The sequence below is a fragment of the Nannocystis sp. RBIL2 genome (assembly GCF_026626745.1).
Lineage (GTDB): Bacteria > Myxococcota_A > Polyangia > Nannocystales > Nannocystaceae > Nannocystis.
In genome coordinates this window covers 5,263,624-5,278,151 of record NZ_JAPNJW010000001.1, presented here as the reverse complement: position 1 = coordinate 5,278,151, position 14,528 = coordinate 5,263,624, and the positions used below count along the sequence as shown (strand labels likewise).

Genomic DNA, 14,528 nt, shown 5'->3' with positions numbered 1-14,528 from the left:
CGTTTTTTTGCGCAGGGCGATGCGACAACGAATCACCGCACCTGTCATCCCCCAGGAAGGCCCGGGAACGGGCTCACCGACCGAACCGAACCGTAAGGAGAACGATCCATGACGAAGAAGATGTTGGCCGGACTGGGCGTGATGATGTTTTCGCTGGCGATCGGCGGCTGCGACGAGGCGAGCCTCGTCGCCGAGGAAGAGGCGCGGATCGACCCCGAAGAGCTGGCAGGCGCGGAGGAAGAGGCGCCCGAGCGGCAGCTCTCCGTCGACGACGGGCTCGAGGATCTGGCGGCGCCGGTCGAACCGGCCGCCGATCCTTGCAGCGACCAGTACATGGAATACAGCCACGCGTTTCATGCCTGTGGCACCTGCGCGAACGGCCGGGTCAACAACATCATGAAGCGTACCTGCTTCGGGACCGGGGCCTGGTGTCCGAAAGAATGCACCGGGTGGGAGGCGCATATCTCGACGTGCGTGCCGTGCGAGGACTGGTGAGCTGTCGCTACTCTTCAGGCCGGGCTGTCGATTCGCGGCGACGCCCGGCCTGCTCGCCGCAGTGGTGCCGACGGCTCACGGCCCGTCGTCGCAGATCTCCGCCGCGATGCTCACCGTTTTAAAGTGGATCTCGACCACGTCGTCGAGCTCCTTGGCGTAGCCGCCGGCCATCGAGATGGCCGCCGGGACATGTGCTTCGCGCAATGTCCTTAAAACCATGCGGTCACGCCGCGCCAGGCCCTCTTTCGTGAGGGCCAGGCGGCCGAGGCGGTCGCCCTCGTAGGGGTCGGCGCCGGCGAGGTAGATGGCGAAATCGGGGCGGGCGCGGGCGAGCGCCTCGGTGAGGCCGCGGTCCAGGGCTGCGAGGTAGTCGGCGTCGCCGGTGCGGTCGGGCAGTTCGATGTCGAGGTCGCTCGTCTGCTTTTTGAAAGGGTAGTTCTTGGCGCCGTGGATCGAGAAGGTGAAGATGGTGTCGTCGTCGGCGAGGATGCTGGCGGTGCCGTCGCCCTGGTGGACGTCGCAGTCGACGACGAGGACGCGGTCGGCGCGGCGCTCGGCCTGCATGACGCGGGCTGCCACGGCGCTGTCGTTGAACACGCAGTAGCCGTCGCCGTGGTCGCGGGAGGCGTGGTGGGTGCCGCCGGCCAGGTTGACGGCGAAGCTGCCGTGGATCAGCGCGGCCCTGCAGGCGCCGATGGTGGCGCCGGTCGACCGCAGCGAGCGCTCGACCATGGCCTCGGACCAGGGGAAGCCGATCTCGCGCTGCTCGCGGGCGCTGAGCTCGCCGCGGCAGACGCGATCGACGTAGCCGGGGTCGTGCGCCAGCGCGAGCTGCTCCCGGGTGGCGCGCTCGGGCACGTGCATCTCGGAGGGGTCGACCAGGCCGCTGGCGGCCACGCGCGCGCGCAGAGCGGCGTACTTGGCCATCGGGAAGCGGTGGCCGGGCGGGAGCGGCAGCACGAACTGGTCGGAATAAAACACGTGCATGCGCCCTGACGATGCCACGCCCCGGCTGGGCGCGCATCGGACAGGGAGCACTGGCGAGGAGACCTCGCCTCGCGCTATACCGGCGCCATGGCCGCGATCGACTCGCTGCTCAAGATCCTCGACGCCCAGAAGGCCGACGGCCTGGTCCTCGCCTCCGAACGCGTCCCCTCGCTCAAACGCGCCGGCGCCGACGTGCCGCTGTCGATGCCGAAGGTCAGCCACGAGATGGTGGCGATGTTCTTCGAGGACCTCGTCACCCCGGAGCAGCGCCAGGAGCTCGACGCCCGCAAGTCGGTCAAGGTCGAGCACACCTTCGAGGGCCAGCGCTTCTCCGGCGAGCTCAAGATCGACGGCGGGCGCTACCACCTGAGCCTGGCCAAGGCGCGGGTGGCCGCCGGGACAGGTGCCGGGAGACCTGGCCCTCAGGACAGCCACCCGGTGCCCGACCAGCCGCCGGTCCGCGCCCCCGCGCCGCCGCCTCCCGTGCGCCCGGCGCCGGTGCGCAGCGCGGCGGCCCCGGTGCCCGCGCCGCAGCCGGTGGTGCCGGAACCTGTCGTCGAGGACATGTCCGAAGAGCCCGACGAGGACGCGCAGCGGGCGGCCGACGAGCTGCGCGGCGTGCTGCAGCGGGCCCACTGGGAGGGTGCGGCCGACGTGATCTTCTCGGCCGGCCTGGCGCCGCGGGTGCGCACCGCCGGCGACCTGCGCGAGATCGGCACGCCCGCGTCGGAGGCGGCGATCGCCGCGCTGTTCGCCAAGGTGCTGGGGCCCGAGCAGCGGGCCCGGCTGCGCTCGGCGGGCAGCGTCGACACTGCGCTCGACCTCGGCGGCCTGCGCTTCCGCGTCAACGTGTTCCGCCAGCAGCGCGGGCTGTCGGCGGCGCTCCGGCCGGTGCGCGACAAGGCGCCGACGCTGTCCGAGCTCGGCCTGCCGGACGACTTCACGTCGCTGGTCGGCTACCCGGCGGGGCTGGTGCTGTTCACGGGGCCGACGGGCTCGGGCAAGTCGACGACGCTGGCGGCGCTGGTGGAGCACGTCAACCGCTCGGCGGCGAAGCACGTGGTGACGCTCGAGGACCCGATCGAGCACGTGTTCACCAGCAAGAAGGCGCTGATCCACCAGCGCGAGGTGGGGCGTGACGTGGCCAGCTTCGCCGAGGGGCTGCGCGCGTCGCTGCGCGAGGCGCCCGACATCATCCTGCTCGGCGAGATGCGCGACCCGGAGACGATCTCGGCGGCGCTGACGGCCGCGGAGACGGGCCACCTGGTGCTGTCGACGTTGCACGCGGCCGGCGCGGCGATGGCGGTCGACCGCATCATCGACGGCTTCTCCGGCCACCAGCAGGCGCAGGTGCGCTTGCAGCTGGCGGGCACGCTGAAGGCGATCGTGACTCAGGTGCTGGTGCCGGTGTCGCGGAACGAGCGCGCGGTGGCCTTTGAAAAGATGCTGGTGACCGCGGCGGTGGCGGCCCAGATCCGCGAGGGCCGCGGGCACCAGATCGCCACGGCCATCCAGACCGGCCGGGCCGACGGGATGGTGTCGCTCGAGCAGTCGCTGGCGGCGCTGGTCCGCGCGCGCAAGGTGTCGCTCGAGGCGGCGATGGGCGCGGCGCAAGACCCAGAGGCGCTGCGTCGGTCGCTGTGATGCCGGCCGGGCGCGGGCAGAAGATCGCCGTCGTCGCGCTGGCGGTCGCCACCGCGGCCGCGCTGCTGCTGCACGCGCGCGCGTGGCAGTTCGTCTGCGACGACGCGTACATCTCGTTCCGCTACGCCTGGAACCTCGCCGAGCACGGGGCGCTCGAGTACAACCTCGGCGAGCGCGTCGAGGGCTATACGAATTTCTCGTGGGTGGTCGTCCTGGCCCTCGGGACATGTCTCGGAGCGCTGCCCGAGGCGCTGGCGCCGTGGCTGACGCAGCTCGGGGCGCTGGCCGGGGCGGCCGCGACCGTGGTGCTGGTGCGGGCGCTGCGAGGGGCGAGCGCGTGGGCGGCGGCCGACCTGCTCCCGGCGTTCTTGCTGGCTGCCGTGCCTGAGTACGTGGTGTGGGCCCACGGCGGGCTCGAGACGTCGTGGGCGGCCGCGCTGACGATCGCGGCGATGGCAGCGACCGCGAGCGGGCGCTGGCGCGCGGCCGGGATCGCGACGGCGCTGGCGGGGCTGACCCGGCCCGACGCGGTGCTGCCGATCGGAGTGTTTTTTGTAACATGGTCTATCGGACATGTTCTGGAAGGCAGGCGAGAGAGATTGCCGTCGACGCGCGAGGCGGCGGTCGCGGCGGCGCTGGCGAGCGGACCGCTGCTCGCGCACCTGCTGTGGCGGTGGACGTACTACGGGGAGTGGCTGCCGAACACGTGGGCGATCAAGCAGCACGGCCGGCTGCTGCGCGACACGTTCGGGATCGCATACGTGACGACGTGGGCGAGCGCGCTGCGGCTGGTGTGGTTGGCGCCGCTGGTGCTGCTCCTGCGGGCCCGGCACGCGCCGTTGGTGCTGCCCATCGCGGCGGTGCTCGGCTACGCGTGGTCGGTCGGCGGCGACTTCATGGCCTACGGGCGTTTTTTAATTGTGGCCACCGCGCTGACCGCCGGGCTGGTCGGCTGGCTGCTGGCCGAGGCGGGCGAGCGTGTGCTCGGGCCGCGCGGACCGGCGGCGGCGACCTGCGTGGGGTGGGCGCTGGCGGCTGTCCTCGGGGTCATGTCGCGCGACCGTTTAATAATTGATCGGGCGACGCCGACGGGGTGGATCGACGGGCGCTGGGAGGGCGTGACTGCGATGGACCGGTTCGCGCGCGAGCGGGTGGCCGCGGGGACATGGTTTAAAGAGCATGTCCCCGAGGACACGACGATCTCGGTCGGGGCGGCGGGGGCGTTGCCGTACGCGTCGAAATTGCGGGCGGTCGACGTGTACGGGCTGGTCGACCGCTGGCCGCGCGAGGTCGAGGTGCGACCGCAGGCGAAGGCGCGACCGGGGCATCAGTTGATGGCGCCGCAGGCGGTGATCATCGCGCGCGACCCCGATCTGCTGTGTCACGTCGGGTACGTCGGGCCGAGGCGGCCGCCGCCGTCCGCGGCGCAGAACCGGGGCTTCGGGCGCGACATGGTGTGGGCGTGCGCCGAGCCGGGCTCGGTGGCCGATCTGCATGAGGCGGATGGTGTGCTCGAGGTCGGCTATTACTGCTGCCTGCGCCGGCGGGGTCGGACGGTCGGGCCCTTCGTCGACGGGGTGGCGCAGTGAGCGTGTGGGTGGCGCGCCTGCGGGCGCTGGTCGTCGGCCTGACGATCGCGTGGGCGGTGGGGATGGCGATCGTGTTCGCGTGCCGGATCGGCTTCCCGCTCGAGCTCGAATGGATGGAGGGCGGCAGCCTGCACACTGCCCTGCGGCTGCAGCAGGGGCAGAGCATCTATCCCGAGCCGTCGACCGAGTTCGTGCCGTTCTTGTATACGCCGCTGTATCCGGCGGTGCTGGCGATCCTCGGCTGGGTGCTGCCGCTCGGCTACGTGCTCGGGCGGGCGGTGAGCGTCGCGGCGATCGGTGCGGTGGCCGCGGGGCTGTGGCGGCTGGTGCGATTCGAGGGCAAGCCGCGCGCGCACGCGGCGGCGGCGGTCGGGCTGTTCTTGTCGGGCTACGTGTTCACGTTCCGCTGGTACGACGTGGCCCGCGCGGACAGTTTTTTCCTGGCGCTGCTGCTGTGGGGGCTGATCCTGCTGCGCGAGGGGGCGGGGAGCCGGCGCCGGGTCGTGGCGGCGGGTGTGCTGGTGGCGGCGGCGTTCTGGGCCAAGCAGACTGCCGCGGTGTTCGTGCTGGCGAGCGGGGTCGCCGGGCTCATCGTGGCGCCGCGGTTGTTGTGGATCTACGCGGCCACGATCGCGGCGATCGACGGCGGCGGCATGCTGCTCGGGCAGTGGCTGACCGAGGGGCGGCTGTGGACGTATGTTTATGAATTACATCAATCGCATGCGTTCAACGCGGTGAGGTTCTGGCGCAAGACTTGGGGGATGTTTTTCCACGCGGCGCCGTTCCTGGCGGTGCTGGTGGGGCTGATCGGCGGTCGCTGGCTGGCCGATCGGGCATGGCGGAGAGAGCTTTTTTTAAAAAAGGGCGGCTGGCGCGGGTCGGCGTACTGGGGGGTGCTGGCGGCGGCGGGGCTTCTGGTGTCGGCGCTGGGCTATTCGACGCAGTGGGCCGAGCCGAACGCGTTCATGCCGGGGGTGTGCTTCGCTGCGGCGTGGCTGGCGGTGGTGCTGCCGGTCGGGCGCGGCGAGGCGGCGGCGCTGGGGCTGGTGGCGGCGCAGCTGGTGTTCGCGCTGGTGATCGAGCCGACCTATCAGCCGATCCAGGACCGCGGGCTGGCTGGTCTTCGGGACAGCTATGTGCGGCAAGACCTGTCGCGGACGATCCCGCCGGCGGGGCTGCGCGAGCGGGCGGCGGCGCTGCGGGCCGAGCTCGAGGGCGATCCGCGGGCGATCCTGGCGCTGCACCGGCCGTGGTGGAGCGTGCTGGCCGGAGGACTGGGGCACGTGGGGTCGATGGGGATCCACGATGTCCCGAAGGACAGGCAGAAGCAGATCGAGGCTGACCTGGCGGCTGCGGTGAGCCGGGGCGACTTCGCGGCGGTGTGGATCGACGGCGACGCGCCGGCGTGGCTGCGCGGGCCGCTGCGCCGGCGCTACGCTGCCGGGCGGCAGCTCGCAGGCGAGGCGCGCGTGCTGCCGATGACGGGCTACATGTCCGCGGCCGGGATGGTGACGCCGTGGACCGGCGTGCAGCACGAGTACGTGCGGCGGAGCGAGTGAGCCCCGCCGTCGTCGCCCCGTCATTGCGTGAGTGTTCGGTCGAGTCTGCGCGCCGCGCGGGAGCGAGGGCTTCGCACGTGTGGGGCGACGCGGGCGCGAACGCGCGGCGTGGCGCGGCCGACCGTGACAGGGGCGGCAGTGATAGGATCGCGGCGTGTTGGGGCTGCGACCGCTCGAGCTCGACGACGCGGCCTGGCTGGCTCGCGCGAGCGAGGGTGAGCCGCCGGCGGGCGGAGCGATCCCGCGGCCGGACGCGGACGCGGAGGCGTGGGTGCGCGAGGAGCTGCGGCGCCGGGGCGCCGGCGAGGCGTTCGTGTTCGTCGCTGTCGCCGCCGGGGTCGCGGTCGGCACGACGCGGCTGGCTCGCTTCGCGCCGGACCGGCGTGGGGCGCAGCTCAGCTACTGGATCGCCGCGGCGGCGCGCCAGCGGGGCCACGCCACGGCGGCCGCGGGCCTGACGCTGGCGTTCGCCCGCGCGGAGCTCGGGCTGGGGCGCGTGTGCAGCTACGTCGCCCGGCACAACCATGCCTCGCGCGTCGTCCTGGAGAAGAACTCGTTCGTGCGGACCGCCGTCGGCCGTGCGCGCCAGGGCGGTGCGATCGTGGAACGTTACGAACGCTGCTGGGTGGGAGACGCCGTATGGAGATGAACGAGGGGGATTTCGACGATTTCGTCGGGGACGAGGACTACGTCGACGAGGACGACGACTACGGCGAAGAGGACAACGCGGACAGCGGGATGACGGAGGACGCGGTCTCGGACCGCGAAGAGAAAGAAGAGCCGTTCGTGGACCCGTTCGAGACGCTCTCGGACGACGACGCTCCCTGGCTCACGCCGCTGCCCCAGCAGTCGGTTCGGCGGTTTGACAGCGGCCGCAGCATGTCCTCGTTCTCGCAGTTCCATTCGCCGATCACGATCAACCGGAACCCTCTGATCGACCTGGGCGTGGTGACGTGGAACATCAACCACATGAACAAGACCAAGCCCAAGTATTTCTCCAAGAAATACACCCTCGCCCGGCTGTTCACCAAGAACCCGTGGCTGGACGTGCTGGTCCTCCAGGAGATCAACCAGGTCTCGTTGCAATCGTTCCCGAACGACATCCTCGCGCACGGCCTCAAGCTCGCGCTGGGGCCGCACATGGTCTCCATCGGGCCGAAAGGCGGCAAGGGCCAGCACGAGTACTACCCGCTCGTGTACCGCGCCGACCGGTTGACCTTCGACGGCTGCTGGGCGCTGCACCGCGGCAGGTGGATCGCTTGCCCCGAGGGGCAGACCATCTTTTGGACCAAACCTCAGCACAAGAAGAAGAACAAGGGGCTCCGGGGGTACGCGTCGTATCGACCCATCGTCGTCTACCGGATGATCCTGCCCGGCGGCGGGTTCGTGTACATCGCCAATGTCCACACCACGCCCAAAGGCAGCGGTCTCAGCCGCAAGCACGAGTTCGACCAGGTCAAGTTCATCCTGCAGGTGGCGCGGGCCCGCGGCGCGTTAGGTGAGCACTGGATCGTGGTCGGCGACTACTACCTCGATCCCGAGGCGTCGGTCATGGATCGCGGGCACGACCACGGCCGCGCGGGGCGCTTCGAGCACGCGGTGAACAGCTGTGGCCTGGATCTGGTCATCCCGCTGTCGGCGAGCAACCAGACCGGGTTGTCGGCGGTAAGCGAGCATTACGAGATCGAAGTCGAAGACGACGGAGAGGACGAGGACGCCGAGGAGGACGGGGACGCGAGCAAGAAGGAGAAGGCGCTCCTCTTCAACAAGTTGATGAAGGCCCGTGAAGCGGGGGCGTTCACCCAGGCCGATCCGAAGCGGGCGTTCGAGCACGCGCTGCAGAGCGACAAGCGCAAGCCGAAGACCAAGGGATCCTCGGACAACCACCTGGCCGACCGGGTGGTGATGTTCACGCTCGGCGGCGGGAACAGGCGGATCAAGGTGGTCCTCAACAAGCGGGCCGACTTCTTCATCTGCACGCGCGGGCTGACGCATCGCTTCTGCGGGATGGTGTCGCCGGTGAGCGGCATCCTGCACGTGGACCCCAATCACAACGCGCTCAATTGGTGGTGTACCGTCAGCGATCACGCGCCGATCGGCGCGATCTTCTGCAACCACGATTATTCTGCGAAGCTGGCCGAGTATCGGCGCGACTTCGCGGTCACTTACTCCGACGAGCTGGAGGATTCGAAGATGGAGCTGGAGAAGATCCGCGCGCGCGTGAAGTTCGAGGCGCTGCAGATCCTCGAGGGGTTGCTGAACAAGCTCTATCTCGTCCCGCCCCAGGCGGTCGACCATAACTATTGGCGTGCGCGCCGAGTTCTGGTCTACCTGTCGTGCATGTTGAAGCTCGTGGGCACCGACCTGAAGGTGGTGAGCCGCCCCATTCCCGGCGACGCGGGGGTGGAGCAGGTCTTTTCGAACGAGCAGGTGTATCACTTCGTCAACGTCGAGGCGTTCGCCCGCGACGCGCTCCGGTGGTCGCCGCTGAACGACACCCTCGTCGCCCTGACCTACGAGGCGGCGCGCGCCGCCTATCGTTGCATGCAGATCAGCGGCTACAAGGTCTTCGAGTTCGATTTCGTGGACGAGACCGACCTGTACGACGATCGAGACACCGACGAGAATGATACGCGGCAGGAGTGGCGCGGGTAGCTGTGAGATGGCGTATCAGGAGCCGTTGTGCTCGACGAGGCGGGCGCGGGTGGCCTCGTCGACGACGCCGGTGACGGGGAGCTGCGCGGCGGCCTGGAAGCGGCGCAGAGCCGCGTCCAGCTCCGCGGGTTCGGCGTCGATCGCGGGCAAAAAGCCGAGGCTGCACAGGCGTGCGCGCAGGCCACGTTCCTCGCTCGCCGGCTCGAGGCGACCGATCGCCAGCTCGTAGACCTCGCCGGTGTTCAGGGTCAGGCGGCCCGTGCGGACCGTCGTGGCCAGCCAGTGCTCGATCTCCCCGGCCGCGGACGTGACGCCCGCGAGCTCCTGTTCGCCGACCGCGAGCGTGTACGCGACGCCTGCGCACGGCTGGTCGTCTCGCATCAGCCGCACGTAGATCCGCACCGGCACCCCGCGGCGGCGGAACACGCTGCACATGTCGGTGGGCGCGCGCTCCTCCTTGACGCGGAGGTCGGGGATGTGGACCGCGTCGCCCGGGACGAGGAGGTTCGACTGCGCCCTGGCGCGCCGCAGCCCGGCGTTCTCCGGGGCGTTCCACAGGGTGTCGGGGAAGAAGCCGAAGCGATCGGCGATGCTGAGCAGACACTCCCCCGGCTCGACGGTGTGGACCCGACCCATCGTGCTCAGTGTGCCGTCATCTCGACGGCCCGGGCAAGCGCGGCGCGGCGCGTGGGAGGCTGCGATCTGCGGCGGTGACGGGCCGCTGGCTCACGTGCGAGTCCTGGGGCGGAGGCGCGCCGGTCGGCGCGGCGGGTCACGGCGCGAGCGCCTCGGTGACTGTCGCGAAGGACATGTCCCTAAAGACATGATACGCGAAGTCCAGGGCGGATCACTTGCCGTAGAGGCTGGTCAGCGGGACGTCGTCGAGGGTGACGACGTCGATCGGCGCGCTATTATCAAAATGGTTCCAGAGGTCGACCTCGTTGGAGAGCATGTGGCGCTCGTGGAACAGCAGGCCGGTGCGGGCGCGCGACAGCGGGGCCGCGGTGACGCCGGGGGGCCAGCGGCCCTCGCGTTCGTACTGCAGGCGGGCGAGCTCGTGGAGGTCGTGGACGTAGAGCGGACCTGTCCGCTGATACATGTCTTCAAAGAGCGGGAGGACCGAGCTGCCCCAGAAGCCGCGGAGCAGGCCGAGGTCGGCGGCTCCGCGGGCGCCGCCGGCGAGCGGGGCGTACTGCGACAGGTTGTGGGGGTGGCCGTGGAGCGTGCTCCACAGCGCGGGCACCAGCAGCAATGGCAGCAGGGCGGCGGGCAGGTGGCGAGCGCGGCCGGTCGGGGCCAGGGCGCGCCACAGGGTGACGTAGGCGAAGGCCGCGGCGAGGGCGAGGAAGGGGTAGGCGGTCAGCCAGTGCTTGGTGCCGCCGAAGATCGGGATCGTCGGCAGGCTGATGAGGGCCAGCGGGAACAGGCCGAACAGCGCCCACAGCAGGCCGTCGCGGGCCGGGTGGCCGCGCAGGGGGGCGGTGAAGCGCGCGGAGGCGATGTCAGCGGATGGCCTTTCGGACAGGTCCTTGCGGACAGCCAGGACGAGGCCGAGCGCGGCGAGCAGGAGCAGGGCGGTCGGGACGGTGGCCCAGGTGAGGACGAACGGGTAGCTCCACGGCAGCGGCGGCTGGTTGTAATTGATGTGGAAGTATTCGGTGTTGTAGTAGGCGTGGAGGCGGTGGAACTCGACGTACTCGCCGAGGCGCACGAGCGGGTCGCTCCACAGCCACGGCCACAGGGCGAGCACGGTCGGCGGCGCCAGCACTGCCATGCTGAGGAACGGCAGCGGCAGGAGCTGGCCGCGGCTGGGGCGGCGACCGGCCAGGGCGAGGCAGGCGAGGTAGTGGAGGCCGAGCAGGACGGGGATGAAGAGGGCGTTGTGTTTGATGGAGATCGCCACGCCCAGGAGCGGGCCGAGCAGCAGCGACCAGCGCCACGAGGCGAGCGCTCGCCGATAGCACAGGACGACGGCGAGGGTCAGGACCGCGACCGGGACGTCGAAGCAGTGCAGGCCGGCGTGGACCCACACGTGCGGCAGGCCGATGAACCACAGGGCGGCCAGGGCGGCGGGGATCAGCGGGGAGAGGGCGAATGTCTCGGAGGACAGGTCGGGTGGGGATGTCGGAGTGGCTGTCCCGGGGGACAGGTCGGGAGCGGGCGGCGTCCTGGCTGGCTCGGAGGACAGGTCGGATGGAGCGTCCGAAACTCGCTGGCGAGGCGGGTTCGGAGCGGCGGGCGCGGGGCTGTCTCCGAGGACATGTCTTTTGGAGCGGACGAGGCCGGCGCCGGCGAGGAACAGGAGGGCGACGCCGAGGCCGGCGAGGAGCTGGGCAGGCAGGCGCATGGCGGCGCCCTCGGGCATGAGCGGCAGCAGGCCGGCTGGGGCCCGGGCCTCGGGCGGCTGTCCTTCGGGACCTGGCGCGGAGAACAGGCGCGCGGACAGGCCGCCGGCGAGCTTCATCAGGGCGGGGTGCTCGTGGTTGACTGCGAAGGCGCGGTCGCGGGCGGCGCGGTCGAACAGGGCCGAGGGCGACTGCAGGCCGCGCACGGCCCAGTCGGCGTAGGCGCGGCTGGCGTGGAAGTAGATGCCCTCGTCGCGCACGTAGCCGACGTCGCGGTGGCCGCGGGCGAGCAGGAGGACGACGGCGAGGCCGAGCGCGACGGCGGCGAGCGCGGGGAGGCGACGGGTCACGCGGGCTCCATGAGGGCGCGCAGGTCGAGGCAGGGGACGCGGCGCGCGTCAGGGTCGTAGCCGGCGGGGGTGAAGCTACCGGCGAGCAGGTTGGTGACGCGGACGGTGAGCTCGGCCGGGCCGGGGGTGGTGGCGAGCTCGAAGGCGGCCCAGCCCTGGTTGTCGCTGACGAGCCAGCGCGCCCGCGGGACGCCGTCGAGCTCGAGCTCGACGATCGCGGGGGCGTCGTCGCGCAGGCGGCCGTTGAAGTCGGAGAAGCCGAGGTGGCCGCGCAGGCGCGCGCCGAGCTCGACGCGCCCGCGCAGCTCGAAGGCCGCGCCGTCGCTCATGTCGATCGCCAGGCAGCGGCGCGGGCGGTAGCCGATCTCGGCGTAGCGGACGGTGGCGCGGCCGTGCTTGCAGGCCCAGGTCCGCTGGGCCTTGCGGCAGGCGCCGACGCGATCGGCGGCGAGCAGGGCGGGCTGATCGAGGATGTCCCACAGGACATGTCCCGAAGGCGCGGCGAAGTGGTGGAGGGCGAGGGGGCCGAGATCGTCGACGCCGAGCGGCTCGGGCGCGAGGTCACCGAGGTCGGCGCGGAGGTCGGGGGTGAGCGGCTCGCCGAGCGCGAGGACGTGGAAGCGCGGCGCTCCGTGGAGGTCGGGGCGGCCGAGCGAGCGCTGCAGCGGGAGGAGGTGCCGGCGCGCCACGGGGCCGAGCCAGTCGTCGGCGAGCACGACGGGCTCGTCGGGCGGGAGCGCGGCGAGGGCGGCCGCTGCGGCGTCCCAGTCGGCGGGCCCGAGGAGCGTGCGATAGGCGCGGGCGGCGGCGACCCACTCGACGGCGGCGACGAGGCCGACGAGGCCGAGCAAGACCGCGGCACGGCGTCGGGTCGCGTCGAGAGGCACGGGGCGCAGTGTAGCGAACGGAGAGGGCGAGGGGGAGGCGCAGGGGCGGGGTGCGGGTGATTCGCTGGCCGCGATCGGCGCGGGGTCGCTGGCGGGCTCGGCGGCGAGGCTGCGAGCTGGTGAGGGGCAGGTCGGCCACGAGGGCTGGTCGCTGCCCCGACGAGCGCGGCATTCGTGGATGTCCGATGGGACATGTCATGCGAGGGCGCGGGCGCCGAGGTCGCCCTGCCGGGCGGCGCCATCCCTTCTTCGTGACCCGGCGAGGCATTGATGACCTGCGCCGGGGCTGCTGGTGTCGCAGCACGAGAGGGAGCAGTCGACTGCCTCGGGGTCGCACTCGGTAACGGCGTCGGGGCGCATGCGCTGGAGGTTCGGTCGCAGATCAAAGGGGTGGGGGAGCCGGGCGCAGGCTAACCGCGAGCTGACGGTGTCGTGCTGCGAGTAAACCTGTCTGGAGGGACAGTTTTAGCGAGCGTGATGCAGAGGGCGCAGGTCGCCTCGGTCGAGACGATGCCCTCGGACTCGGGCGTCGAGCGGGTCGCGGTCGGGGTGCAGGCGCGAGCGCGGTCACGACGAGCCGCGGAGGACCGTCCTGCCCAGATTCGAGCGCCGGGTGCGGGGGATCCACGGGCGACGGTGAGGCAGATCCGGGCACTCCGCGCGCGTGTGTCCAGGGCGATTGGAGACGGCCTGCACGGCAGAGGCGGCGAGGATGGCGCAAGCGTCGATCTCTTGCTTCGGCCAGAGGTTTGGGCGTAACTCCGCCCGCCGTGCCCGGACTGGTTCGCGTCGTCGCTGCTCTCGTCGCTCTCGCCTCCGTCCCGGGGCTGTCGGCGTGCTCGGGGGCAGGGCGGGACAGCGCGACGGTGGCCCAGCCGACGTCGCCGACTGTGGCTCAGTCACCTGTCCCGGAGGACAGCCGCCCGGTGGAGCCGCGGCGTACGGATGAACCTGTCCTCGAGGACATCAAGGAAGACGCGGGGCCCGAGCCCGTGGCGGTGGCCCCGGCGGTGGCCCGCGAGCCGCTCGAGATCACCTTCGTCGGTGACATCATCTTCGGCCGCTACCGGACTGCGGGCTTCGACGCGATCGTCGGCGAGGGCGAGCGGCCGTTCGACGACATTTTAAATACGATGCGCAGCGACCTGCTGATCGGCAACCTCGAGACGCCGCTGGTGTACGAGCTGCCGGTGAAGAGCCCGATCGGGGCCAAATTCGCGTTCGGGGCGTCGAAGGCGATGGCGCAGCACCTGGTCGACGGTGGGTTCGCGGCGCTCAGCCTGGCGAACAACCACTCGTTCGACCAGCGGGCCGAGGGTTTGCTGCAGTCGCCGAAGATCCTCGAGGAGCTGGGGATCGTGCGCTCGGGGCGTCGCGCAGCGAGCCGCCGGTGTTCCGCGTCGAGTCCTTCGAGCGTCGCGGGTGGAAGATCGGGCTGATCGCGGTGACGTCGCGCCGCAACGCGCCGCAGTTCCCGGACACGCCCGAGCTGCCGTTCCTGTCGACCAACGATTTTGAGACGACGCTCGGGCCGCTGATCGACGGCGCCAGAGCGACTCACGATCTTTTAGTTGTGTTCGTCCACTGGGGCGAGGAGTACGCCGACGCTCCCGGGGCCCATCAGCAGCGGCAGGCGCGAGCGCTGCTCGACCGTGGGGCAGATCTGGTGGTGGGGCACCATCCGCACGTGCTGCAGGGCATCGAGCAATACGGGAAGAAGGCGATCGCGTACTCGCTGGGCAACTTCCTGTTTGAAAACACGCACGAGGTCCCCCGCCTCACCGGGGTGCTGCGGGCGCGCTTCTCCGGGAAGTCGTGCCTCGAGGCGCTGACGTTCCACCCTGCCTATATTAAACGGACGCCGAGCAAGCACCCGGTGCCGGCGACGAAGGGGATGGGCAAGACGGTGCGCGCGCGCATGCTGTCGCTCAGCGAGGCGCAAGGGACGAAGCTCGAGGCGAGCGGCGAAGACCTGGTGCTGCGGGGCGACTGCGGCTCGTGAAGCTCACGCGAGGGG

The 14,528-nt window shown here is 71.0% G+C and carries 11 protein-coding genes and 1 pseudogene; 8 read left to right on the top strand and 4 right to left on the bottom strand.

The genetic code is table 11. The annotated features are described in order from the left end of the window. Window positions 1-108: 108 nt before the first annotated feature. Window positions 109-495, top strand: coding sequence for a hypothetical protein (locus tag OV090_RS20970; RefSeq protein WP_267705730.1), 387 nt, complete (start codon window positions 109-111; stop codon window positions 493-495). A gap of 75 nt (window positions 496-570) precedes the next feature. Here OV090_RS20970 and OV090_RS20965 read toward each other — a convergent pair whose 3' ends face one another. Beyond that, complete coding sequence (locus OV090_RS20965) at window positions 571-1,482, bottom strand: histone deacetylase (RefSeq protein WP_267705729.1); 912 nt, start codon at window positions 1,480-1,482, stop codon at window positions 571-573. Window positions 1,483-1,569: 87 nt separating this feature from the next. Here OV090_RS20965 and OV090_RS20960 point away from each other — a divergent pair, with 87 nt between their 5' ends. The 5 genes from OV090_RS20960 to OV090_RS20940 all read left to right on the top strand — a co-directional run bounded on the left by OV090_RS20960 (window position 1,570) and on the right by OV090_RS20940 (window position 8,929). Next, window positions 1,570-3,126, top strand: coding sequence for a PilT/PilU family type 4a pilus ATPase (locus OV090_RS20960; RefSeq protein WP_267705727.1), 1,557 nt, complete (start codon window positions 1,570-1,572; stop codon window positions 3,124-3,126). Continuing rightward, complete coding sequence (locus tag OV090_RS20955; protein ID WP_267705725.1) at window positions 3,126-4,715, top strand: hypothetical protein; 1,590 nt, start codon at window positions 3,126-3,128, stop codon at window positions 4,713-4,715. Before OV090_RS20960 ends, OV090_RS20955 begins: the two co-directional genes overlap by 1 nt. After that, window positions 4,712-6,274 (top strand): hypothetical protein, encoded by a 1,563-nt coding sequence (locus tag OV090_RS20950; RefSeq protein ID WP_267705722.1) that lies wholly within the window; start codon window positions 4,712-4,714, stop codon window positions 6,272-6,274. The genes OV090_RS20955 and OV090_RS20950 overlap by 4 nt, the downstream gene beginning before the upstream one ends. Window positions 6,275-6,428: 154 nt before the next feature. After that, entirely contained in the window at window positions 6,429-6,923 is a 495-nt protein-coding gene (locus tag OV090_RS20945) for a GNAT family N-acetyltransferase (protein WP_267705720.1), read from the top strand. Beyond that, on the top strand, window positions 6,920-8,929 hold the full coding sequence (locus OV090_RS20940) for an endonuclease/exonuclease/phosphatase family protein (RefSeq protein ID WP_267705718.1): 2,010 nt from the start codon (window positions 6,920-6,922) through the stop codon (window positions 8,927-8,929). Before OV090_RS20945 ends, OV090_RS20940 begins: the two co-directional genes overlap by 4 nt. A 15-nt stretch (window positions 8,930-8,944) precedes the next feature. Here the strand turns inward: OV090_RS20940 and OV090_RS20935 are convergent, their stop codons facing one another. From OV090_RS20935 to OV090_RS20925, 3 genes are all read right to left on the bottom strand, one after another. Further along, window positions 8,945-9,565 carry a peptidoglycan-binding domain-containing protein gene (locus OV090_RS20935; RefSeq protein ID WP_267705716.1) on the bottom strand — a complete coding sequence of 207 codons (621 nt, stop codon included), beginning with the start codon at window positions 9,563-9,565 and terminating at the stop codon, window positions 8,945-8,947. Between the two features lie 211 nt (window positions 9,566-9,776). After that, the gene (locus OV090_RS20930; RefSeq protein ID WP_267705714.1) at window positions 9,777-11,624 is read right to left on the bottom strand and encodes a hypothetical protein; all 1,848 of its coding nucleotides are present in this window, start codon (window positions 11,622-11,624) and stop codon (window positions 9,777-9,779) included. Then, entirely contained in the window at window positions 11,621-12,511 is an 891-nt protein-coding gene (locus OV090_RS20925; protein WP_267705712.1) for a hypothetical protein, read from the bottom strand. The genes OV090_RS20930 and OV090_RS20925 overlap by 4 nt, the downstream gene beginning before the upstream one ends. 770 nt (window positions 12,512-13,281) lie before the next feature. Here OV090_RS20925 and OV090_RS20920 point away from each other — a divergent pair. Together OV090_RS20920 and OV090_RS50765 are read left to right on the top strand one after the other, a co-directional pair. Beyond that, window positions 13,282-13,950, top strand: a complete 669-nt coding sequence (locus OV090_RS20920; protein WP_267705710.1) for a CapA family protein — start codon at window positions 13,282-13,284, stop codon at window positions 13,948-13,950. Beyond that, window positions 13,902-14,258, top strand: a pseudogene (locus OV090_RS50765) (CapA family protein); the annotation flags it as partial. The gene OV090_RS20920 and the pseudogene OV090_RS50765, both read left to right, overlap by 49 nt. Window positions 14,259-14,528 lie beyond the last annotated feature (270 nt).